Origin of the sequence: Inquilinus sp. NPDC058860, assembly GCF_042743185.1 — a bacterium.
Lineage (GTDB): Bacteria > Pseudomonadota > Alphaproteobacteria > DSM-16000 > Inquilinaceae > Inquilinus.
In genome coordinates, this window is record NZ_JBHYMS010000011.1 from 128,796 (window position 1) to 149,219 (window position 20,424).

16 protein-coding genes and 1 tRNA gene are annotated in these 20,424 nt (G+C 68.8%); 5 read left to right on the top strand and 12 right to left on the bottom strand.

Translation table 11 applies throughout. From position 1 onward, the window contains the following. Nucleotides 1-178 precede the first annotated feature (178 nt). Entirely contained in the window at nucleotides 179-514 is a 336-nt protein-coding gene (locus ACFW16_RS10315; RefSeq protein WP_380304473.1) for a septum formation initiator family protein, read from the bottom strand. A 50-nt stretch (nucleotides 515-564) separates the two neighbouring features. Further along, the gene (eno, locus tag ACFW16_RS10320) at nucleotides 565-1,845 is read right to left on the bottom strand and encodes a phosphopyruvate hydratase (protein ID WP_380304475.1); all 1,281 of its coding nucleotides are present in this window, start codon (nucleotides 1,843-1,845) and stop codon (nucleotides 565-567) included. Between the two features lie 200 nt (nucleotides 1,846-2,045). Between eno and ACFW16_RS10325 the strand changes: the two genes are divergently transcribed. Beyond that, nucleotides 2,046-3,281 (top strand): class I SAM-dependent methyltransferase, encoded by a 1,236-nt coding sequence (locus ACFW16_RS10325; RefSeq protein WP_380304477.1) that lies wholly within the window; start codon nucleotides 2,046-2,048, stop codon nucleotides 3,279-3,281. A gap of 143 nt (nucleotides 3,282-3,424) precedes the next feature. Beyond that, the gene (locus ACFW16_RS10330; protein WP_380304479.1) at nucleotides 3,425-4,132 is read left to right on the top strand and encodes a hypothetical protein; all 708 of its coding nucleotides are present in this window, start codon (nucleotides 3,425-3,427) and stop codon (nucleotides 4,130-4,132) included. Nucleotides 4,133-4,406: 274 nt separating this feature from the next. Here ACFW16_RS10330 and kdsA read toward each other — a convergent pair whose 3' ends face one another. The 3 genes from kdsA to secG form a co-directional block, all read right to left on the bottom strand. After that, complete coding sequence (kdsA, locus tag ACFW16_RS10335; RefSeq protein ID WP_380304481.1) at nucleotides 4,407-5,249, bottom strand: 3-deoxy-8-phosphooctulonate synthase; 843 nt, start codon at nucleotides 5,247-5,249, stop codon at nucleotides 4,407-4,409. 11 nt (nucleotides 5,250-5,260) lie between these two features. Next, a complete protein-coding gene (locus ACFW16_RS10340) occupies nucleotides 5,261-6,889 on the bottom strand; it encodes a CTP synthase (protein ID WP_380304483.1) in 1,629 nt (542 codons plus the stop codon). A 91-nt stretch (nucleotides 6,890-6,980) separates the two neighbouring features. Next, complete coding sequence (secG, locus tag ACFW16_RS10345) at nucleotides 6,981-7,307, bottom strand: preprotein translocase subunit SecG (RefSeq protein WP_380304485.1); 327 nt, start codon at nucleotides 7,305-7,307, stop codon at nucleotides 6,981-6,983. A 211-nt stretch (nucleotides 7,308-7,518) separates the two neighbouring features. Here secG and ACFW16_RS10350 point away from each other — a divergent pair, with 211 nt between their 5' ends. Beyond that, complete coding sequence (locus ACFW16_RS10350; RefSeq protein ID WP_380304487.1) at nucleotides 7,519-9,843, top strand: xanthine dehydrogenase family protein molybdopterin-binding subunit; 2,325 nt, start codon at nucleotides 7,519-7,521, stop codon at nucleotides 9,841-9,843. Between the two features lie 9 nt (nucleotides 9,844-9,852). On the opposite strand, the gene ACFW16_RS10355 is transcribed toward ACFW16_RS10350, so the two are convergent. From ACFW16_RS10355 to ACFW16_RS10380, 6 genes are all read right to left on the bottom strand, one after another. Further along, nucleotides 9,853-10,761, bottom strand: coding sequence for a LysR family transcriptional regulator (locus tag ACFW16_RS10355; RefSeq protein ID WP_380304489.1), 909 nt, complete (start codon nucleotides 10,759-10,761; stop codon nucleotides 9,853-9,855). A gap of 2 nt (nucleotides 10,762-10,763) precedes the next feature. Continuing rightward, on the bottom strand, nucleotides 10,764-11,363 hold the full coding sequence (locus tag ACFW16_RS10360) for an NUDIX domain-containing protein (protein ID WP_380304491.1): 600 nt from the start codon (nucleotides 11,361-11,363) through the stop codon (nucleotides 10,764-10,766). A 115-nt stretch (nucleotides 11,364-11,478) separates the two neighbouring features. Next, nucleotides 11,479-13,572 carry a prolyl oligopeptidase family protein gene (locus ACFW16_RS10365; RefSeq protein WP_380304493.1) on the bottom strand — a complete coding sequence of 698 codons (2,094 nt, stop codon included), beginning with the start codon at nucleotides 13,570-13,572 and terminating at the stop codon, nucleotides 11,479-11,481. A gap of 161 nt (nucleotides 13,573-13,733) precedes the next feature. Next, nucleotides 13,734-15,197: an IMP dehydrogenase gene (gene guaB / locus ACFW16_RS10370; RefSeq protein WP_380304495.1), complete on the bottom strand. Its 1,464-nt coding sequence runs from the start codon at nucleotides 15,195-15,197 to the stop codon at nucleotides 13,734-13,736. A 66-nt stretch (nucleotides 15,198-15,263) separates the two neighbouring features. Beyond that, nucleotides 15,264-16,013 carry an RlmE family RNA methyltransferase gene (locus tag ACFW16_RS10375; RefSeq protein WP_380304497.1) on the bottom strand — a complete coding sequence of 250 codons (750 nt, stop codon included), beginning with the start codon at nucleotides 16,011-16,013 and terminating at the stop codon, nucleotides 15,264-15,266. A gap of 15 nt (nucleotides 16,014-16,028) precedes the next feature. Further along, the gene (locus ACFW16_RS10380) at nucleotides 16,029-17,057 is read right to left on the bottom strand and encodes a Ppx/GppA phosphatase family protein (protein ID WP_380304499.1); all 1,029 of its coding nucleotides are present in this window, start codon (nucleotides 17,055-17,057) and stop codon (nucleotides 16,029-16,031) included. Between the two features lie 191 nt (nucleotides 17,058-17,248). Between ACFW16_RS10380 and ACFW16_RS10385 the strand changes: the two genes are divergently transcribed. Both ACFW16_RS10385 and ACFW16_RS10390 read left to right on the top strand, forming a co-directional pair. After that, nucleotides 17,249-17,322: transfer RNA gene (locus tag ACFW16_RS10385), tRNA-Gln, on the top strand. A gap of 207 nt (nucleotides 17,323-17,529) precedes the next feature. Then, nucleotides 17,530-18,198, top strand: a complete 669-nt coding sequence (locus ACFW16_RS10390) for a hypothetical protein (RefSeq protein WP_380304501.1) — start codon at nucleotides 17,530-17,532, stop codon at nucleotides 18,196-18,198. A 43-nt stretch (nucleotides 18,199-18,241) separates the two neighbouring features. On the opposite strand, the gene ACFW16_RS10395 is transcribed toward ACFW16_RS10390, so the two are convergent. Beyond that, nucleotides 18,242-19,750, bottom strand: coding sequence for an ankyrin repeat domain-containing protein (locus tag ACFW16_RS10395; protein ID WP_380304503.1), 1,509 nt, complete (start codon nucleotides 19,748-19,750; stop codon nucleotides 18,242-18,244). Between the last annotated feature and the right edge of the window lie 674 nt (nucleotides 19,751-20,424).

Below are 20,424 nucleotides of genomic sequence, written 5' to 3' on the forward strand. Positions count from 1 at the left end.
TTCTCCTGGGCAGGACGACGTTTCGTGGCGGCCAATGGATCCTCCCTCAGACGGATGGCATCGGATTAGTAGGCGCGCATAGGACTTTCGCCTGGCCCAGTGCTACCCCGCACGGCCGGAATTTGCAAGGCGCAGGTCATGAAATGTCCCGCGCCGGCGCAAGGCTGCCGCGCGGGATCTACTGGGCTGGGGCCTGGGCCGGCGCAGCCTTGGGATAGAAGATGACGACGTCGTCCGGGCGGGCGACGTTCAGCATCGCCCGGACCCGCTCGTCCAGCATGTCGAGATCGACCTGCTTCGGGTCGATCAGCGCGGCGCGCTTCTCCATCTCCGTGCGCTGCACCGTCAGCGCGTCCAGCGTGGACTTGGCCTGGGCGACCTCGCCCTGCAGCGCGTCGCGGGCGAAGATGCCGTGATCGCCCTGGACCGCATGATAGGTGAAATAGGCGATCAGGCAGACGCCGACCACCGGCCCGATGACGGGCCGCAGTTTCCGCCGGAGATAGCGAAACATGCTCATGGCCTCAGATCACCATAGGTCGGGGTCGGCGTCAATCAACGACACTAGCGCTGGCGCAGCACCGAACGGCCGGCATAGCTGGCGGCGCGGCCCAACTGCTCCTCGATCCGGATCAGCTGGTTGTACTTGGCCAGCCGGTCGGAACGGCTGAGCGAGCCGGTCTTGATCTGCCCGCAATTGGTGGCGACGGCGAGGTCGGCGATGGTCGCGTCCTCGGTCTCGCCCGAGCGGTGCGACATCACCGCGGTGTAGCCGGCCTTGTGCGCCATCTCCACCGCCTGCAGCGTCTCGGTCAGGGTGCCGATCTGGTTGACCTTGACCAGGATCGAGTTGCCGATGCCGCGGGCGATGCCCTGGGACAGGCGCTCCGGATTGGTGACGAACAGGTCGTCGCCGACCAGCTGGATGCGCTTGCCGAGGGTGCTGGTGATCGCGGCCCAGCCCTCCCAGTCGTCCTCGGCCATGCCGTCCTCGATCGACACGATCGGATAGCGCTTCACCAGCGCCTCGTAATAGGCGACGAGGCCGGCGCTATCGAGGGTCTTGCCCTCGCCCTCCAGGTGGTAGCGGCCGTCCTTGTAGAACTCGGTCGAGGCGGCATCGAGGCCCAGCACCACGTCGTCGCCCGGCTTGTAGCCGGCCGCCTCGATCGCCTGGACGATGAAGCTCAGCGCCTCGTCGGCCGAGCCGAGATTGGGGGCGAAGCCGCCCTCGTCGCCAACATTGGTGCCGTGGCCGGCATCCTTCAGCTTCTTGCGCAGGGCGTGGAACACCTCCGACCCGGTGCGCACCGCCTCGGCCAGGGTCGGCGCGCCGACCGGCAGGATCATGAATTCCTGGATGTCGATCGGGTTGTCGGCATGGGCGCCGCCATTGATGATGTTCATCAGCGGCACCGGCAGCGTGCTGGCATAGGCGCCGCCGACATAGCGGTACAGCGGCAGGCCGGCATCCTCGGCCGCGGCGCGGGCCACGGCCAGGCTGACGCCGAGGATGGCGTTGGCGCCGAGCCGGCCCTTGTTCGGGGTGCCGTCGAGCTCGATCATGGTTCGGTCGAGCTCGATCTGGTCCTCGGCGTCGAGGCCGGTCAGCGCGTCGAACAGCTCGCCATTGACGGCATCGACCGCCTTGATCACGCCCTTGCCGCCATAGACCGACTTGTCGCCGTCGCGCAGCTCGACCGCCTCATGGGCTCCGGTCGAGGCGCCGGACGGCACGGCGGCGCGGCCGAAGGCGCCGGATTCGAGGGTGACATCGACCTCGACGGTCGGGTTGCCCCGGCTGTCGAGGATCTGGCGGGCATGGATGTCGACGATCGCGGTCATGAGGCTGCCTCTCGCTTGCGCAGGAGTGGTAGGGCGGGAATCGGCGCGGCCAGACTGTGCCGCGGACCGGAAAATGCAAGGACTTTCGCCTCTGCGCGTAGGGCAAACCTCACATCCGCCGATTGTGGCGCCGCCATGTTGAAACTGCGTCAATTTGGGGAGTAGCCTCGCGACAAAAGTGCGCAACTCAGGGTACCGAAATGCGGCTTCTCTCCCATATGCTGTCGCGCTTCGTGCAGGCCGGGCGCCTGCGCGTGACCGACGCGGGCGGCGTGGTCCACGACTTCGCGGGCACGCAGCCCGGCCCCTTCGCCTCGGTCCGCCTGCATGATCCTACCTTGCACCGCAGGCTGTTCGCCGCCCCGGCGCTGGCGGTCGGCGAGGCCTATATGGACGGCACGCTGACGCTCGAGGACGGCACGACGCTGCGCGACCTGTTCGCGCTCTACGGCCATAACTTCCAGGCGCTGGACGGCTATCCGCTGCAGGCGCTGCTGAATTCGGTCGGCCGCCGGCTGCGCCGGCTGCAGCAGTACAACCCGGTCGGCAAGGCGCAGGAGCACGTCTCGCACCACTACGATCTCTCGCGCGAACTGTTCGAGCTCTTCCTCGACGAGGACATGCAGTATTCCTGCGCCTATTTCGGCGACGGGGTGGACACGATCGAGGACGCCCAGATCGCCAAGAAGCGGCACATCGCCGCCAAGCTGCTGCTCGACGACGCCAAGAACGTGCTCGACATCGGCTCCGGCTGGGGCGGCATGGCGATGACGCTGGCCGAGCTGGCGCCGGTCGAGGTGACGGGCGTGACCCTGTCGGTCGAGCAGCAGAAGCTGGCCGAGGAGCGCGCCCGCCAGCGCGGCCTGGGCAACCGGGTGAGATTCGAGCTGCGCGACTACCGCCAGCTCGACCAGCGCTTCGACCGGATCGTCTCGGTCGGCATGTTTGAGCATGTTGGCGCCGCCTATTACGACGGGTATTTCGGCAAGGTCCGCGACCTGCTGGCCGATGACGGCGTCATGCTGCTGCACTCGATCGGGCGGATGACCCCGCCGGGCAACACCGGCGCCTGGCTGCGCAAATACATCTTCCCGGGCGGCTACGTGCCGGCTTTGTCGGAGGTGCTGGCCGCGGTCGAGCGCCAGGGCTTGTGGGTCACCGACATCGAGATCCTGCGGGTGCACTACGCCGACACGCTGGCGGCCTGGAACGAGCGGTTCCAGCAGCAGCGGGAGCGCATCGCCAAGCTCTATGACGAGCGCTTCTGCCGGATGTGGGAGTTCTACCTGCTGGGCTGCGAGAACGAGTTCCGGATGGGCACCTGCATGGTGTTCCAGATGCAGCTGGCCCGGAAGCGCGACGCCGCCCCCCTCACCCGCGACTACATCACCGACACCGAACGCCGCTACGCCACGATGGCCGCGGCGGCGGAGTGAACGGAGGACGGCGACCGTAGGTTGGGTTCGCGACTGCGAACCCAACATTGATCCTGGAGCATAGAAGGCGTTGGGTTCGCCTCGGCGAACCCAACCTACTCGCCGGCTCTGCCCGGCCGCATCATCCGATGGAGCCAATCGTTATGAAGGCGGGCATCGAGAGCAGACGATTTCGAGCCGAGGCGACGATTGAACCACATCAACCAGGCTTGTGGGGCTCATCGTCGATCATGATCTTCGACGGGGCCGATCAGATCGGTGAATACAAGCGAAACCACCCAGGATGGGCCAAAACAACATTTGAGCCGTTTGAGCTAGGGTCGGAATGGTATGCCCTGTATTCGAGAGATTACACATCAACCCGGGTGATGAAGCTGCCCGACTGTACCGATCTTGGCGGGGAGGAGCCGGCCGCAGGAGGCTTCTGCCCGGTCGAGTTCTACGTCCCGCGATACAAGAAGGTCATTCGCAGAGACGCGACGGGTCGCGAACAGGAAGACTGGTGGTTCGAGAGCAACGCAGAAGGGCGTTCGGGACAGGAGACGGATCAATATGGCTGTCACTGGACATTCGGCCCGTGGCTGTCCCTGACCACCGGTTTCGTTGCTGGATGCGTGTGGGGTGATGACAGCAGCTGGAAGTTGGAGGTGATCGACCTTTCGCGGGCAGCCGAGGGCGTCATTTCCCGATCAGATCGGTTTGGCCACCTGCAACTCGCGAAGGGAATGTCCCTGGCCGATTCAATCCGCCTCGATCGATACATGCCGCATTGGGAGTTGCGCGCGACGGTCATCCGGCAGGAGCGTCGCGACGTCGCCACCGGCCAGTTGATCGATCCTTACGATGAGTAGCGGAGTCCAGACGTCCCCGAGAGGCACAGAGCCAGGCGAATCCAACCTACGTCACGGGTCCCGCGGCCTCTCATGCGCCCGAAGGGCTGAACTTCACCATCACACGTATAACATCGGCATCGCTGGCGAACTCGCCTGCAGCCGCCTGCACCAAGCCAGCTTCGATATCAGCGATCTGCCAGGCCTTCAAAGCGGCGTATTCCGGATCGTCTCGGCGGTGATGTCGTCCAGGGGTCGGCCGAGGCTTTCGGTCAGATGACGCCATGGACCCGCCTCAGATCCGGACCGGGTCGGCCTTGGCGATGCGGTCGAGCGCGACCAAGGTGGCCAGCAGTCCCTCGAGCTTGCTCAACGGCACCATGTTGGGGCCGTCGCTCGGGGCGTGGTCCGGGTCCTGGTGGGTCTCGATGAAGACGGCGGCGACGCCGATCGAGACCGCGGCCCGGGCCAGCACCGGCACGAATTCGCGCTGGCCGCCCGAGCTGGCGCCCTGCCCACCCGGCTGCTGCACCGAATGGGTGGCGTCGAACACCACCGGATAGCCGGTCTGCGCCAGGATCGGCAGCGAGCGCATGTCGCTGACCAGCGTATTGTAGCCGAAGCTGACGCCGCGCTCGGTCAGCAGCACCTTGTCGTTGCCGGTCGAGGCGATCTTGGCGGCGACGTTCTTCATGTCCCAGGGCGCGAGGAACTGGCCCTTCTTGACGTTGATCGCGCGGCCGGTGGCGCCGGCGGCCAGCAGCAGGTCGGTCTGGCGGCACAGGAAGGCCGGGATCTGCAGGATGTCCACCGCCTCCGCCACCGGCGCGCATTGCGCCGCGTCGTGGATGTCGGTCAGCACCGGGCAGCCGAACGTCTCCCGGATCTCGGCCATGATCGGCAGGCTCTTCTCCATCCCCAGGCCGCGGGCGGCCGAGGCGGAGGTGCGGTTCGCCTTGTCGAAGGAGGTCTTGTAGACGAGGCCGAGGCCGAGCCTGCCGGTGATCTCGACCAGTGCCTGGCTCATCTCCAGCGCGTGCTCGCGGCTTTCCAGCTGGCACGGGCCGGCGATGATGGTCAGCGGACGGTCGTTGGCGAAGGTGAGGTTGCCGACGGAGACGGCACGGGCAGCGGTCATGATCCTGGTCCTCAGACGAGCCGGCTCTGTTCGATCGCGGCGCGGATGAAGTCGGTGAACAGCGGGTGCGGGTCGAACGGCTTCGACTTCAGCTCCGGATGGAACTGCACGCCGATGAACCACGGATGGTCCGGCAGCTCCACGATCTCCGGCAGCACGCCGTCGGGCGACAGGCCGGAGAAGAACAGCCCGGCCTGCTCCAGCCGCTCGCGGTAGTTGATGTTGACCTCATAGCGGTGGCGGTGACGCTCGCTGATCTCGGTCGCGCCGTAGATCCCCTGCACCCGGCTGTCCGGCACCAGCGCCGCCGGATAGGCGCCGAGGCGCATGGTGCCGCCGAGATCGCTGTCCGAGCGGCGGACCTCCAGCTCGTTGCCGCGGATCCACTCGGTCATCAGGCCGACCACCGGCTCGTTGGTCGGGCCGAACTCGGTCGAGTTCGCCGCCGGCAGCCCGGCCATGTGGCGCGCCGCCTCGATCACCGCCATCTGCATGCCGAAGCAGATGCCGAAATACGGCACCTTGCGTTCGCGCGCGAACTGGGCGGCGCGGATCTTGCCCTCGGCCCCGCGCTCGCCGAATCCGCCGGGCACCAGGATGCCGTGGACGTGCTCGAGATGGGACACAGCGTCTTCCGATTCGAAGATCTGCGAATCCATCCAGTCGAGCTTGACCTTGATGTTGTTGGCGATGCCGCCATGGGTCAGCGCCTCGGCCAGGCTCTTGTAGCTGTCGATCAGCGAGGTGTATTTGCCGACCACGCCGATCGTGACCTCGCCTTCTGGCTGGCGCACGCGCTGGACGATGCCGGTCCAGCGCGACAGGTCCGGCGCCTTGTCCTGCCCGATGCCGAAATAAGCCAGGACCTGATCGTCGAAGCCTTCCTCGTGATAGGAAATCGGCACGTTATAGATCGTGTCGACGTCGAGGGCGGCGATCACCCGCTCCGGCCGGATGTTGCAGAACAGCGCGATCTTGCGCCGTTCATTGTCGGGGATCGGCCGGTCGGCACGGCACAGCAGCATCGCCGGCTGGATCCCGACCGACAGCAGCTCCTTCACCGAATGCTGGGTCGGCTTGGTCTTCAGCTCGCCCGCGGCCGGGATGTAGGGCAAGAGCGTGACGTGCAGGAACAGCGCGTTCTCGATCCCGACCTCGTTGCCGAACTGGCGGATCGCCTCGAGGAACGGCAGGCTCTCGATGTCGCCGACCGTGCCGCCGACCTCGCAGACGATGAAATCCTCGTCGGTGACGTCGGACCGGATGAACTCCTTGATCGCGTCGGTGATGTGCGGAATCACCTGCACCGTGGCGCCGAGATAGTCGCCGCGGCGCTCGCGCGCGATCACGTTGGAATAGATCCGCCCGGTGGTGACGTTGTCGCTCTTGCGGGCCGACACTCCGGTGAAGCGCTCGTAATGGCCGAGGTCCAGGTCGGTCTCGGCCCCGTCATCGGTGACGAAGACCTCGCCGTGCTGGGTCGGGCTCATCGTGCCCGGGTCGACGTTGAGATAGGGGTCCAGCTTCCGGAGCCGGACCTTGAAGCCCCGCGCCTGAAGAAGTGCCCCGAGTGCTGCTGCGCCCAGTCCCTTGCCAAGCGAGGAGACCACGCCGCCGGTAATGAAGATGTACCGCGTCATGGAATTCTACCCTACCCCAGATTCGTCCAGCCAAAAACAGCGGGGCGGCCCCAAACCGGGGCCGCCCCGACATGACAGTCATGCCGACCGGTTATTCCGTCGTGGGAACACTCGGCCCCGCCGGCGCGGTGTTGGCCGGTGCGGTCTGCGCCGGCGCCGCCGGCACCTCGTTGACGATGGCGGAGCCAGCGCGGTGGGCGCCGGCCATGATCGCCAGGACGATGCTCGTCACCATGAAGGCGCCCGCCAGGCCGGCGGTGACCCGGGTCAGCAGGTTGGCCTGGCCGCGGATCGAGACCAGCCCGCCGCCGCCCCCGCCGCCGATGCCCAGGCCGCCGCCCTCGCTGCGCTGGATCAGGATCACCCCGATCAGGGAGACGGCGATCAGGACGTGGATGACGAGCAAGACCTGCTGCACTGGACACCTGTCGACAAACGAAAACGGCCGGCTGCGCCAGGCAGCCGACGATGGCGCTTATGTAGCGAAGACCAGCCCCCAATACCAGCCCCTCGCTGCGCCCGTGCACGATCCTGCCCTGCTTTCGGCGCTGCTATTGTCCGACATGGCATTGACGCCCGCGGCCCCACGGCCGATCCTAAACCGATTCAGATCCCGGGAGGAGCACATCGTGGCGACGAAGTTCGGCATCGGCCAGCCCATGCGCCGCAGCGAAGACCCCCGCCTGCTGAAGGGCGGCGGCCGCTACACCGACGATGTCTCGGCCCCGGGTCAGGCGCAGGCCTGGTTCCTGCGGTCGCCCTTCGCCCATGCCGAGATCCGCGGCATCGACACCACGGCCGCCGCGGCGATGCCGGGCGTGATCGGCATCGTCACCATCGCCGATCTCGACGCCGACGGGATCGCCGACCTGAAATGCTACGCCCCGGTGAAGAACAGCGACGGCTCCGACCAGGTGCTGCCGCCGCGGCCGATCCTGGCGCGCGGCCGGGTCCGCCATGTCGGCGAGGCGGTGGCGCTGGTGGTGGCCGAGACCATCGAGCAGGCCAAGGATGCCGCCGAGGCGATCGAGGTCGACTACGATTCGCTGCCGTCGGCGACCGACCCCGTCGGCACGCTCGAAGGCCCGGCGATCTGGGACGCCGCCCCCACCAACCTGTGCTTCGACTGGGAGTTCGGCGAGAAGGACAAGGTCGAGGCGCTGTTCGCCCAGGCCGACCGGGTGGTGAAAGTCGACCTGGTCAACAACCGGGTCGTCGCCTCGCCGATGGAGCCGCGCTGCTGCAACGCCGACTGGGACGCCACTGACGGGCGCTTCGTGCTCTACGTCTCCTGCCAGGGCGTGCACATGCTGCGCGACATGCTGGCGAACGACATCTTCAAGCTGCCGCCGGAGAAGTTCCTGGTCCGCAGCACCGATGTCGGCGGCGGCTTCGGCATGAAGCTGTTCATGTATCCGGAATATCCGGCGACGCTGTACGCCGCGCGCAAGTTCGGCCGGCCGGTGAAATGGACGTCGGAGCGGACCGAGGCCTTCATCAGCGACGATCACGGCCGCGACAACGTCACCACGGTGGAGCTGGCGGTCGACAAGGACGCCCGCTTCCTGGCGCTGCGCGTCGACCTGATCGCCAACATGGGCGCGTACCTGTCGAACTTCGCGCCCTTCATCCCGACCATGGCCGGCGGCGCCCAGATGCTGAACGGCCTGTACACGCTGCAGGGCGTGTACGAGCGGGTGCGCGGCGTGTTCACCAACACCCAGCCGGTCGACGCCTATCGCGGCGCCGGGCGGCCGGAGGCGGCCTTCAACGTCGAGCGCATCGTCGACCACGCCTCCCGCGTGCTCGGCATCGACCCGGTCGAGCTGCGGCGGCGCAACTTCATCCCGCCCTCGGCGATGCCCTATGCCACCGTCACCGGCGTGACCTATGACAGCGGCGAGTTCACCCGCAACCTCGAAGAGGCGGCGCAGATCGCCGATGTCGCCGGCTTCGAGGCGCGGCGGCGCGACTCGGCGTCGAAGGGCAAGTATCGCGGGCTCGGCATCGCCACCTATGTCGAGGCCTGCGCCGGCGGCGAGGACGAGGCCGCCGACGTCCGGGTCGCGCGCGACGGCAAGGTCACGGTCTATGTCGGCACCCAGACCAACGGCCAGGGCCACGAGACCGCCTACAAGCAGATCATCGCCGAGCATCTCGGCGTCGAGCCCGACCAGGTCACCATCGTCCAGGGCGACACCGACCTGGTGCGCACCGGCAACGGCACCGGCGGCTCGCGCTCGGTGCCGGTCGGCGGCTCCGCGATCCAGGACGGATCGCTGAAGGTCCAGGACAAGGCCAAGCTGCGGGCCGCCGACCTGCTGGAGACGGCGGCGGTCGACATCGCCTTCGCCGACGGCCGCTTCACCGTGGTCGGCACCGACCGGGCGCTGACCCTGGCCGAGATCGCGGCCCAGACCGAGTCGGCCGGCGAGATCGTGTTCGAGGAGCGCGGCAGCTTCACCCCGCCCTCGGCGACCTTCCCGAACGGCGCCCATGTCGTCGAGCTGGAGATCGACGGCGACACCGGCGAGCTCGAGATCCTGCGCTACACCGTGGTCGACGATTTCGGCCGGGTGATGAACCCGCTGATGGTGGCCGGCCAGGTGCATGGCGGCATCGCCCAAGGGCTGGGCCAAGCGCTGCTGGAGCACGCCGTGTTCGATCCGGAGAGCGGCCAGCTGCTGTCCGGCTCCTTCATGGACTACGCCATGCCGCGGGCGGTCGACCTGCCCTATGTCACCTTCAAGTACAACGAGATCCCCTGCACCACGAACCCGCTGGGCATCAAGGGCGCCGGAGAGGCCGGGGCGATCGGCGCGCCGCCGGCGATCATCAACGCCATCGTCGACGCGCTGTCGCCGCTCGGGGTCGAGCATGTCGACATGCCGGCGACGCCGCAGAAGCTGTGGCAGATCATTCACAGCCGGCAGGAGCGTCAGGCGGCAGAGTAGCAGTCCGGATCAGCCGCGCCGCGTGCCTTCCAGCGCGCGGCGCCGGCGGCGGAACAGCGCGGCGAGAGCCTCGGCCACGGCGCGGATGGCGGCGTCGCGGCGCAGCTCGCCGTGCAGCATCAGATAGACGTCTTCCGCCAGCTCCGGCACCGGGTCGCCGAGGCGCAGCAGCCGGTCGTCGGCATCGCCCAGGAAGCAGGGCAGCAGCGCCACGCCGAGCCCGTCGGCCGCCGCCCGGTGGCGCAGATAGACCTCGCCCAGCCGGCAGCGCAGCGTGCCCCGGGCGGCGACGCCGTCGAACCAAGCGGATTGCGACGGCCTCCGCTCCGTCTCCGGCAGGCCGATGAAGTCCAGGTCGGCGAGGCCGGAGCCGCCCGTCAGGCCGCGCGGTTCCAGATAGGCATGCGCGGCGTAGAGGGCGAAGCCGATGCGGCCGACCCGGCGGGCCGCAAGGTCGCCCTCCTCCGGCACCCGGCGCATGCGCAGCGCGATGTCGGCCTCGCGCCGGGCGAGATTGGCCCGGGCGCGCGAACTGCCGATGGCGATCGCCTGGCCGCTGTCGGCCAGCAGCTCCTGCAGATGGGCGGTCAGGAACAGCGAGACCGAGCTGGTGGCGGACACCCGCACCGGCTCGGTCCCGGCCGTGGCGGCCTGATGCAGCTCCCGCAGCAGGGCGCCCGCCCCCTCCTCCATGCCGCCGGCGGCCTGCAGCAGTGCCCGGCCGCGCGCAGTCAGCTCCAGCCGGTTCGGCAGCCGGTCGAACAGCCGGGCGCCGGCGAGATCCTCCAGCGACCGCAGGTGCCGGCCGATGGTGGGCTGGCTCAGCCCCAGGCGCCGCCCGGCCTCGGTCAGGCTGCCGGCCCGGGCGACGGCGAGGAAGATGCGGATGTCGTCCCAGTTCGGCTCGCCCGTGGTCACGCTCAGCTCAAGAGTCGGTGAAGCTGGGCGTATTGCAGCAGGAGAATGGTCTTGCCGTCCATGATCTCGCCGCGTCCGACCATGGCCAGCGCCTCGGCCAGGGTGGGTTCCAGGATCTCGATATCCTCGCCGTCGGCCGCCACCCCGCCGCCGTCGGCAGCCCGGTCCGCCGGGGTGTATTCCGCGACGAAGAAGACCAGCCGCTCGGTCACCGAACCCGGGCTCATGAAGGCCTCGAACACCCGGCGTGGAGCCGCCACCCGATAGCCGGTCTCCTCCTCCGCCTCCTGGCGGATCGCAGTCTCCGGGTCGCGGTCGTCGAGCAGGCCGGCGCAGGCCTCGATCAGCGGCTCCGGGTGGCCGTTGACATAGGCCGGGAAGCGGAACTGCCGGGTCAGAAGCACCCGGCCGCGCGCCGGGTCGTAGAGCAGGATCGCCGCGCCGTTGCCGCGGTCATAGGTCTCGCGGTTCAGGGTCTGCCAGCTGCCGTCCCGGCGCCGGTACTCGAAGGTGGTCTTCTTCAGCACATACCAGTCGTCGGACAGTGTCTCGACCGATCGGATCCGGATCCGGTCCTGAATGTCGGAAGGAAGAGACGCCAAGATGCCTCCATCAATCTCTCGTCGATGAGGGAGGCATCCTGACGGCCGCTCAAAGGTTTGGGAGCACCACAGCCCTGAACGGCGGCTGTTCAATATTGGAGGGCTGGCACCCGCTCTACCGCAGTCTCTCCCACAGGAAGGCGTGGATCAGCGCCTGGTTGAAGGCGGTCTGGGCGTTGTTGGCGGCGGCGCCGTGGCCGCCCTCGATGTTCTCGTAGTAGAGGACGTCCCGGTCCATCCCGATCATCTTCGCCGCCATCTTGCGGGCGTGGCCGGGATGGACCCGGTCGTCGCGGGTCGAGGTCAGGAACAGCACCGGCGGGTACGCCGCGTCCAGCCGCAGGTTCTGGTAGGGCGAGAAGATGCGGAGGAATTCCCAGTCCTCCGGTTTGTCGGGGTCGCCGTATTCCGCGGCCCAGGAGGCGCCGGCCAGCAGCTTGGTATAGCGCTTCATGTCCAAGAGCGGCACGGCGCAGACGATGGCCCCGAACAGCTCCGGATACGTCGTCAGCATGTTGCCGACCAGGAGGCCGCCATTGCTGCCGCCCTCGATGCCGAGACGCGGGACCGAGGTGATGCCGCGGGCGACGAGGTCGCGCGCCACCGCGGCGAAATCCTCATAGGCGCGCGGCCGGTTCTCGCGCAAAGCCGCCTGGTGCCAGCGCGGGCCGTATTCGCCGCCGCCACGGATGTTGGCCACGGCGTAGACGCCGCCGCGGTCGAGCCACAGCCGCCCCTCGCCCGGGATGTAGTGCGGCAGCAGCGGCACCTCGAAGCCGCCATAGCCGGTCAGCAGGGTCGGAGCGCTGCCGTCGCGCGGCAGGTCCTTCCGCGCCACCACGAAATAGGGCACCCGCGTGCCGTCGGCCGAGGCGACGAAATGCTGCTCCACCGCATAGGGCGAGGCATCGAAGAAGGAAGGCGCCTGCTTCAGCGCTTCGAAACCGGTCTCGCCGGCGGTGCCGCGAAACAGCGTGTCCGGCTCGAGGAAGCCCGAGGCCAGGACCAGGATCTCGTCGTCCTGGTGCGGAGCGGTGCTGACATAGGCGATGGTCGCGGCCTCCGGCAGGCCCTCCAGGTTGCGGCGCTGCCAGCCGCCCTCGCCGGGCGTCAGCACCTCGACCCGGCTCTTCACATCGTCGAGGATCTGCAGGACCAGATGGTTGCGGGTGCCCGAATAGCTCGACAGCGCCGTGGTCTCGCTCGGCTCGAACAGCACCGCGAGATCGCGCTTGCCCGCGATCCAGTCGTCGAAGCGGGCGGCCAGCAGCGCGCCGCCGGGATGGGTGCGGCCGCCGACGGTCCAGTCCGTCCGCGGCGACACCAGCAGCCAGGGGCCATGCGTGCCGGCCTCGGCGTCGCGCGGCACGTCGACCAGGGTCAGGGACCCGTCGTCGCCCAGCAGGAACAGCTCGCTGGTGTAGAAGTCGATGCGCCGGGCGACGAGATCGCGCTCGAAGCCGGGAAAGCGGTCGTGGAAGGCGTCGACCGCGAGATCGTCCTCCTGCCCCTCATAGACCGTCGTCGCAGCCTCCAGCGGCTGGCCGCGCCGCCACAGCTTGGAGATCCGCGGATAGCCGGAGCGGGTCAGCGACCCCGGGCCGAAATCGGTGCCGACATAGATCGAATCGGCATCCTTCCAGCCGAAGCGGCTCTTCGCCTCGGGCAGATGGAAGCCGTCGGGGATGAAGCCGCGGCTCTCCAGGTCGAATTCGCGGACGACATGGGCGTCGGCGCCGCCGCGCGACAGGGCGATCAGGCAGCGCCTGAAGTCCGGCTCCAGCACGTCGGCGCCGTGCCAGACCCAGTTCTCGCCCTCGGCCTCGGCCAGCGCGTCGAGGTCCAGCAGCACCTCCCACACCGGCTCGGCCGCGCGGAACGAGGCCAGCGTGGTGCGCCGCCACAGGCCGCGCGGATGGGCCGCGTCGCGCCAGAAATTGTAATAGCGGTCGCCGCGCCGGACGACGTGGGGCAGCTTGGCCTCGGAATCGAGGATCTCCAGCATCTGCCGGCGCATCCGCTCGAACTCCGCCGTCTCGGCGAAGCGGCCGGTGCTCTCGGCATTGCGCGCCCGGACCCAGTCGAGGGCGCGGGTCCCGTCGATGTCCTCGAGCCACAGGAAGGGATCGTCGGAAGCCTGGCTGTCCATATCGCCCGTGCCGGTTGAATCCGTGGGTCGGGCAGGATAGGGGGACGTGCCGGATGGCACCAGAGGCTGGGACCGGCTGCGACAGAGAGACGGCCTCCCCAAACTGTCATGCCCGGGCTTGACCCGGGCATCCAGAAATGTCGATGCCGCTCTGGGTGGCCCCTGGATCGCCGGGTCAAGCCCGGCGATGACAGGAAGGGGAGAGGAACGTCAAACGCCCCTTACAGCCCCGGACGGTAGTTCGGGGCCTCGTGGGTCACGGTGATGTCGTGCACATGGCTCTCGCGCAGCCCGGCATTGGTGATCCGCACGAACTCCGCCCGCTGGTGCAGGTCGGCGATGGTGCGGCTGCCGGTGTAGCCCATCGCCGCCTTCAGCCCGCCCACCAGCTGGTGGACGACGTTGGCGATCGGCCCCTTGTACGGCACCCGGCCCTCGACGCCCTCCGGCACCAGCTTCAGCGTGTCCGACACCTCCTGCTGGAAGTAGCGGTCGGCCGAGCCGCGCGCCATGGCGCCGAGCGAGCCCATGCCGCGATAGCTCTTGTAGGAGCGGCCCTGGTACAGGATCACCTCGCCCGGCGCCTCGTCGGTGCCGGCGAACAGCGAGCCGAGCATCACCACGTCGGCGCCGGCGGCGATCGCCTTGGCCAGATCGCCGGAATACTTGATGCCGCCGTCGGAGATCACCGGGATTCCGGCCTTGCGGCAGACCTCGACGACATCCATGACCGCGGTCAGCTGCGGCACGCCAACGCCCGCGACCATGCGGGTGGTGCAGATCGAGCCCGGGCCGATGCCGACCTTGACCGCGTCCGCCCCGGCATCGATCAGCGCCTTGGCGGCGTCGGCGGTGGCGACGTTTCCGGCCACCAGCTGGGTCGAATTGGTCAGGCGGCGCGCCCGCTCGACGCTCTTCAGCACGCCTTCGGAATGGCCGTGCGCGGTGTCCAGCACCAGCACGTCGACCCCGGCGTCGAACAGCGCCTCGGCGCGGGAGATGCCCTTGTCGCCGGTGCCGGTGGCGGCGGCGACCCGCAGCCGCCCCTGCTCGTCCTTGCAGGCGTTCGGATGCAGCTGGGCCTTGACGATGTCCTTGACCGTGACCAGCCCGATGCAGCGGTAGTCCTGGTCGACCACCAGCAGCTTCTCGATCCGGTTCTGGTGCAAGAGGCGCTTGGCCTCGTCCTTGCCGACGCCCTCGCGCACCGTGACCAGCCTGTCCTTGGTCATCAGCTCGCGCACCGGCTGGGTCGGGTTGGTGGCGAAGCGGACGTCGCGGTTGGTCAGGATGCCGACCAGCTTGCCGTTGTCCTCGACCACCGGGAAGCCGGAGATGCCGTGCCGGTCCATCAGCGCCAGCGCCTCGGCCATGCTGGCGTTCGGGCCGATGGTGATCGGGTTCACCACCATGCCGCTCTCGAAGCGCTTCACCTTGCGCACTTCCTCGGCCTGGCGCTCGATGTCGAGGTTGCGGTGGATCACGCCGATGCCGCCGGCCTGGGCCATGGCGATCGCCAGCGGCGCCTCGGTCACGGTGTCCATGGCGGCGGAGAGCAGCGGGATGCCGAGCTCGATGCGCTTGGTCAGGCGGGTCCGCGTGTCCGCTTCGCCGGGCAGGATCGACGAGGCCTGCGGCACCAGCAGGACGTCATCGAAGGTCAGAGCATCGCGGAAGGAGGACATGTCGGGGCTCCCAGAGCTTGGAAGCGCCGCAATATAACCCCCCTCGGGCCGTTGTGAAGCGCAGATCTAGGGGGCCAGCGTTGCGTCCCGTGGATCTCGGAGCGGGTCCCGCCCTTTGAAGTCGGTGGCGACCACGTACACTTCCGAACTGTCCTGGCGACTGGCCGCCGGCTTGACGTGGCGGACCTTGGCGAAGTTGCGCTTCAGGATGTCGAGCAGGTCCTTGTCCGCTCCGCCCTGGAACAGCTTGGTGACGAAAGCACCGCCCGGCACCAGCACGTCGAGGGCGAAATCGGCGGCGGTCTCGGCCAGCGCCATGATACGCAGATGGTCGGTCGCCGGATGGCCGACGGTCGGGGCCGCCATGTCGCTGAGCACGATGTCGGCCGGGCCGGCCAGCGCCTCCTTCAGCCGGGCCGGCGCCGCGGGGTCGAGGAAATCCATCTCCAGGATGGTCGCGCCCGGCACCGGGTCCATGCCGAGATAGTCGATGCCGACCACCTTGCCGCCCGGCCCGACCCGCTCCAGCGCCACCTGGACCCAGCCGCCGGGGGCGCAGCCGAGATCGACCACGCGCATGCCGCGGCGAAGCAGGGCAAGCTTGTCGTCGAGCTGCACCAGCTTGAACGCGGCGCGCGAGCGGTAGCCCAGCCGCTTGGCCTCGGCCACGTAGGGATCGTTGAGCTGGCGTTCGAGCCAGCGGGTCGAGGATGCGGTCCGCTGCTTGGCGGTCTTCACGCGCACGGTCAGGCCGCGGCTGCCGCGGCCGCTCGGCCCCCCCGCCCTCGCGGCGCCCGGCTTCTTCGGTGTCTTCATCTCACTCGGATGGTGTCAGGCGCGGCGCGACTGCGCCTCGGCCAGAAGGTCGAACAGGATACCCTCGCGCACGCCGCGGTCGCCGACCCGCAGCCTGCCGACCGGCCAGGTGTCGCAGATCGCCTCGAGGATGGCGCAGCCGGCCAGCACCAGGTCGGCCCGGTCGCGCCCGATGCAGGGATAGGACGACCGCGCCGAGTAGTCGAGGCCGAGCAGCATGCGGCTGGCGCGCCGCGCCTCCTCGAAGGTCAGGGTGCAGCCGTCGACCTCGGAGCGGATGTAGCGCGGCAGGCCGAGATGCACCCCGGCCAGCGTCGTGACGGTGCCGGAGGAGCCGATCATCTGCACCCGGCCTTGGGCGATCAGCCCGCGCAGGTCGTTGCGCGCCTCGAATTCGGCCAGGGCGGCGGCGGTCGCGGCGGTCATCGCCGCATAGGTCTCGGCCGAGACTTCGCGGCCGCCATGCTGCTCGGCCAGGGAGACGACGCCGAGCGGGATGCTGAGCGCGTCGAGCGTGACCGCTTGGCCGTCGGAATCGATCTCCAACCAGGTCAGCTCGGTCGACCCGCCGCCGATGTCGAAGATGATCGCGTGCGGAATCGCGGGGTCGAGCAGCGGGGCGCAGCCGGCCGCGGCCAGGCGCGCCTCCTCCCCCGCCGGGATCATCTCCAGCTGCAGGCCGGTCTCGCGCCGCACCCGGTCGCGAAAGGCCGGGAAGTTGCCGGCTTGGCGGCAGGCCTCGGTCGCCACGGCGCGCGACAGGATCACGTTCTGACGCCGGATCTTGGCGGCGCAGATGCGCAGCGCCGACAGGGTGCGCTGGATCGCCTCGGGCTGCAGCCGCCCGGTTGCGCCGACGCCTTCGCCCAGCCGGACGATGCGGCTGAAGGCGTCGACCACCTGGAAGCCGCCGGTCGCGGCGCGTGCGATCAGCAGCCGGCAGTTGTTGGTGCCGAGATCCACCGCGGCATAGAGAGGCTCGGGCCCCGCCGACCGACGTCGATCGCCGGCCGCGGTGGCCTCGGCGATCGCGATCGACTCCACCACTGATATTCCTTCCATGGCCGTCCGTCCCGTTTCGAACGGCGCCTCCGTCCCTTCATCGAACTGTAGCGCAGCCACGGCCAAAGTGGAAATGGCCGCGGGGTCGCATCCGCTCCCGGCATGGCCGTCGTTCCGCAACGCAGGCCTTTACACGGGCGGATCGGTGGGGTAGACACCCTCCCGCCAGCCGCTGGGGGATCGTCTAGTGGTAGGACAGCGGACTCTGACTCCGCCAGCCTAGGTTCGAATCCTAGTCCCCCAGCCAAACTTCTGGCATCAGCCGTTCTCAGGCCCCGCTTCGGCGGGGCTTTTGCGTTTCGGCCTTCCCTCCATGATCCGCCGCGCCACAGCCGGAAATTGCGGATCGACACGGCCGTCACGATTTCGTAACAAAACGGCGAGGGGCATCGGTTCTTGGAGTTCCGATTCATTGGTTGCGTTCAGCCCGTCCCGTTTGCGGGCGGCCGATGACTTGCCTTTCGGCGTCACCGTCGTCCTGCCGCTCGTCCTGTTCCTCGCCTTCAGCCTCGCCCTCTATCTCCGTCCCGATCTCCGCCTGACCGTGCTGGAAGGCGAGCTCGGCGTGCTGGAGAATGCCCAGGCGGCCGTCCTGCTGGTCGCCCTGATCGCCGCCCTGGTCCTGGTCGCCCGCGCGCGTGCCGCAGGGGATCGCGGCCTCACGGTCTGGGCCATCCTGCTGGCGCTGGGATCGCTCTACATGCTCGGCGAGGAGATCAGCTGGGGCCAGCACTATGTCGGCTGGGCGGCCGAAGGCTGGTTCGCCCGGGTCAACGACCAGCAGGAGACCAACCTGCACAACACCTCCGCCTGGTTCGACCAGAAGCCGCGCGCACTGCTGGAGGCCGCGATCTATGCCGGCGGCCTGCTCTACCCGCTGGTGACGGCGACGACCGGCCGGCTGCGCGTCGCCCGGCCGTGGTGGCTGATGCCGACCTTCGCCGGCTTCACCGCGGCCCTGCTGGTGCTGGTGACGATCCTGCCGGAATGGCTGCACCTGTTCGGCTTCGGCCAGGGCCCCAAGCCCTACCGGGCCGCCGAGCAGCAGGAGCTGTTCATCTACATGTTCGTCTTCCTCTACACCCTGTCGCTGCTGCGCCGGCTCGGGTCACGCCCGGCATGACGGCCGCCGGTCCGGGCGCCCTGCCCCCGGACCGGCCTGCCGCTCATGCGCCGGCGTCGCCCTCCGATTCGCCCTTCAGCACCGCGGCGACCTCGGGATGGCCGAAATGCTCGGCCCAGCCGAGCGGCGTGCTCTGGTAGGTCCGGTCGCGGAGGGCAGGGTCCGCCCCGTGCCGCAGCAGCAGGCGGGCGCCTCGCGGGTCGTCGGCCCAGCCGGCCGCCATGTGCAGCGGGGTGACGTCGGCCGTATCGCCCCAGACGACGCGGCGGTCGACGTCCGCGCCCTGCCCGATCAGCCACTCCACCGCCTCCGCCCGATGGCTCAGCAGGGCCCAGTGCAGCGCGGCGCCGTTGTGCGGGGCGCCGTCGATGTCGGCGCCGCGGGCCAGCAGTGCCGACATCGCCTCGATCCGGCCGCTGCGCGCGGCCCAGGTCAGCGCCTCGTCCAGGATCTCCTGAGGCTCTCCGGTCATGCGCCATTCCGGGAAGCCGCTGTGCGGGCGGTAGAAGCCGCGGTGATGCCCCGCCTCCGGCCGCAACCTGCCGTCGGCGCCGAAGAACAGCGCGACCAGATCCATGCGGCCGAGGCCGGCGGCGATGCGCAGGTTGAGCGGCGCCACCACCTCCGCCGCCAGCCTTTCGGCCACCGTGCCGTGCCCCCAGAACAGGGCGACCGCCAGCGGCGTGCCGCCATCGCCATAGGCCTCGGCCTCGACCGGGCCGCCGGCCGCGATCAGCCGGTCGAGCAGGGCCAGGCGCGCCTCGCGGTCGCCGCGGCCGCCGCCATAGGCGACGTCGTGCAGCGGGCCCCAGCCCTTGTCGTTGGTGAGCGACGGGTCGGCGCCCGCGTCCAGCAGGTCGCCGGCCAGCACCAGCCGGTTCATCGAGATCGCCAGCATCAGCAGGCGGTTGCCGTTGGTGCCGCGGGCGTTGACCAGGCCGGGATGCGACGACAGCACCTCGGCCAGGGCGGCGCGGTCGTCGCCGCGGATCGCCTCGAAGGCGGTCCGGAACGGCTCCTCGACCCGGCCGGCCCGCATCGCCGCGATCCTTTCGGCGAAGCCGTCCCAGTCGTCGAAGCCGTGGCTGCGGGCCACGATCAGCTCGGCGTCGGCCTGGCTCAGTTCGGCGGCGCGGATCTCGGCCTCCGACGCCGCGGCGAATCGCGGATGGACGCGCTGCACCAGGCGCAGCGACCCGGCCTCGCCGGTGCGGTGATTGCTTCGGATGCCGGCGGCGCGGTCGCGGTAGTATTGCAGCTCGATCTCGAAGGGCCGGGCGATCTCCGGCGGCTCCCCGGCCAGATGGGCCTGCAGCCTCGGCCAGCTGGCGAAGCCGTATTCGCGGGCGACCACCCATTGCGCGTCGCTCAGCTTCGCCGCGGCGGCGAGCTCGGAATCGGGGTGGTGGGCCAGTCGGGGATGGCTGTAGCGGAACCGGGCGATCGCCTCGGCCTCGCCGGCGCGCAGCGCCTTCAGCAGGTCCTTGGCGCGCTTCTTCTGCTGCTCCGGATCGGGCGATGCGGGCAGGTCCCGGGCATAGGGATGGGGCATGACGCTCCTCCTTTCACAGGCCCGGCATCCGCATCATCGGGCAGAAAGAAGGATCGACGCTGGAAGCGCAGCTCTTCGGCAAGTGGGCGCTGCCCTTCCCGCGGACCGGATGCGTCTTGCACGCGGGACGGAGGCTAGCGGGCCCTCCGGCGGGCCGCAAGAGCGCTCACCGGCGCTTCGTCCGCTGGCGGCGCCGTTGGACGATCACGGAAAGGAACGACGTTGTTCTTGATCGGATCCGGCGTCGAAGTCGATCGGGCCGTCTGTCCCTCGTCACCGCCAAGAAACTCAAGTCCAAAATAAATCCAGTCTTTGCGGAAAAAGCCTCCGGTTCCGAAATATCCCTTCCAAATCCTAAGAATTGCTCCAATCACCTCGATATTCCGGATGGATCTCATTGCATCGCCCTCCTTTCGAAGGGATTCACTAGTCCATCTCCATGTCATACAAATGACAATTCTCGCGAAATCTACCGGGCAGGTGAAGAACGCATGAGAAAGCGCTGGAGTCGCCGTTGCGAATCCAGCGCTTCGTTCGAGATCCACCCTCGATGCCGGGTTTGCCGGAGCGAGCCCGGATTAGGACGAATCGACATTCAGCGCAGCCAGAGGATGACGGCGGCGAGATGGATGAAGGCCATGTAGTGAGCGGCGCGTCGGTCGTATCGTGTGGCG

What these genes read in the sequence shown, in the direction of transcription:
- ACFW16_RS10315 (WP_380304473.1), bottom strand. Translation starts at nt 514, where the DNA reads ATGTTTCGCTATCTCCGGCGGAAACTGCGGCCCGTCATCGGGCCGGTG.
- eno (WP_380304475.1), bottom strand. Translation starts at nt 1,845, where the DNA reads ATGACCGCGATCGTCGACATCCATGCCCGCCAGATCCTCGACAGCCGG.
- ACFW16_RS10325 (WP_380304477.1), top strand. Translation starts at nt 2,046, where the DNA reads ATGCGGCTTCTCTCCCATATGCTGTCGCGCTTCGTGCAGGCCGGGCGC.
- ACFW16_RS10330 (WP_380304479.1), top strand. Translation starts at nt 3,425, where the DNA reads ATGAAGGCGGGCATCGAGAGCAGACGATTTCGAGCCGAGGCGACGATT.
- kdsA (WP_380304481.1), bottom strand. Translation starts at nt 5,249, where the DNA reads ATGACCGCTGCCCGTGCCGTCTCCGTCGGCAACCTCACCTTCGCCAAC.
- ACFW16_RS10340 (WP_380304483.1), bottom strand. Translation starts at nt 6,889, where the DNA reads ATGACGCGGTACATCTTCATTACCGGCGGCGTGGTCTCCTCGCTTGGC.
- guaB (WP_380304495.1), bottom strand. Translation starts at nt 15,197, where the DNA reads ATGTCCTCCTTCCGCGATGCTCTGACCTTCGATGACGTCCTGCTGGTG.
- ACFW16_RS10375 (WP_380304497.1), bottom strand. Translation starts at nt 16,013, where the DNA reads ATGAAGACACCGAAGAAGCCGGGCGCCGCGAGGGCGGGGGGGCCGAGC.
- ACFW16_RS10395 (WP_380304503.1), bottom strand. Translation starts at nt 19,750, where the DNA reads ATGCCCCATCCCTATGCCCGGGACCTGCCCGCATCGCCCGATCCGGAG.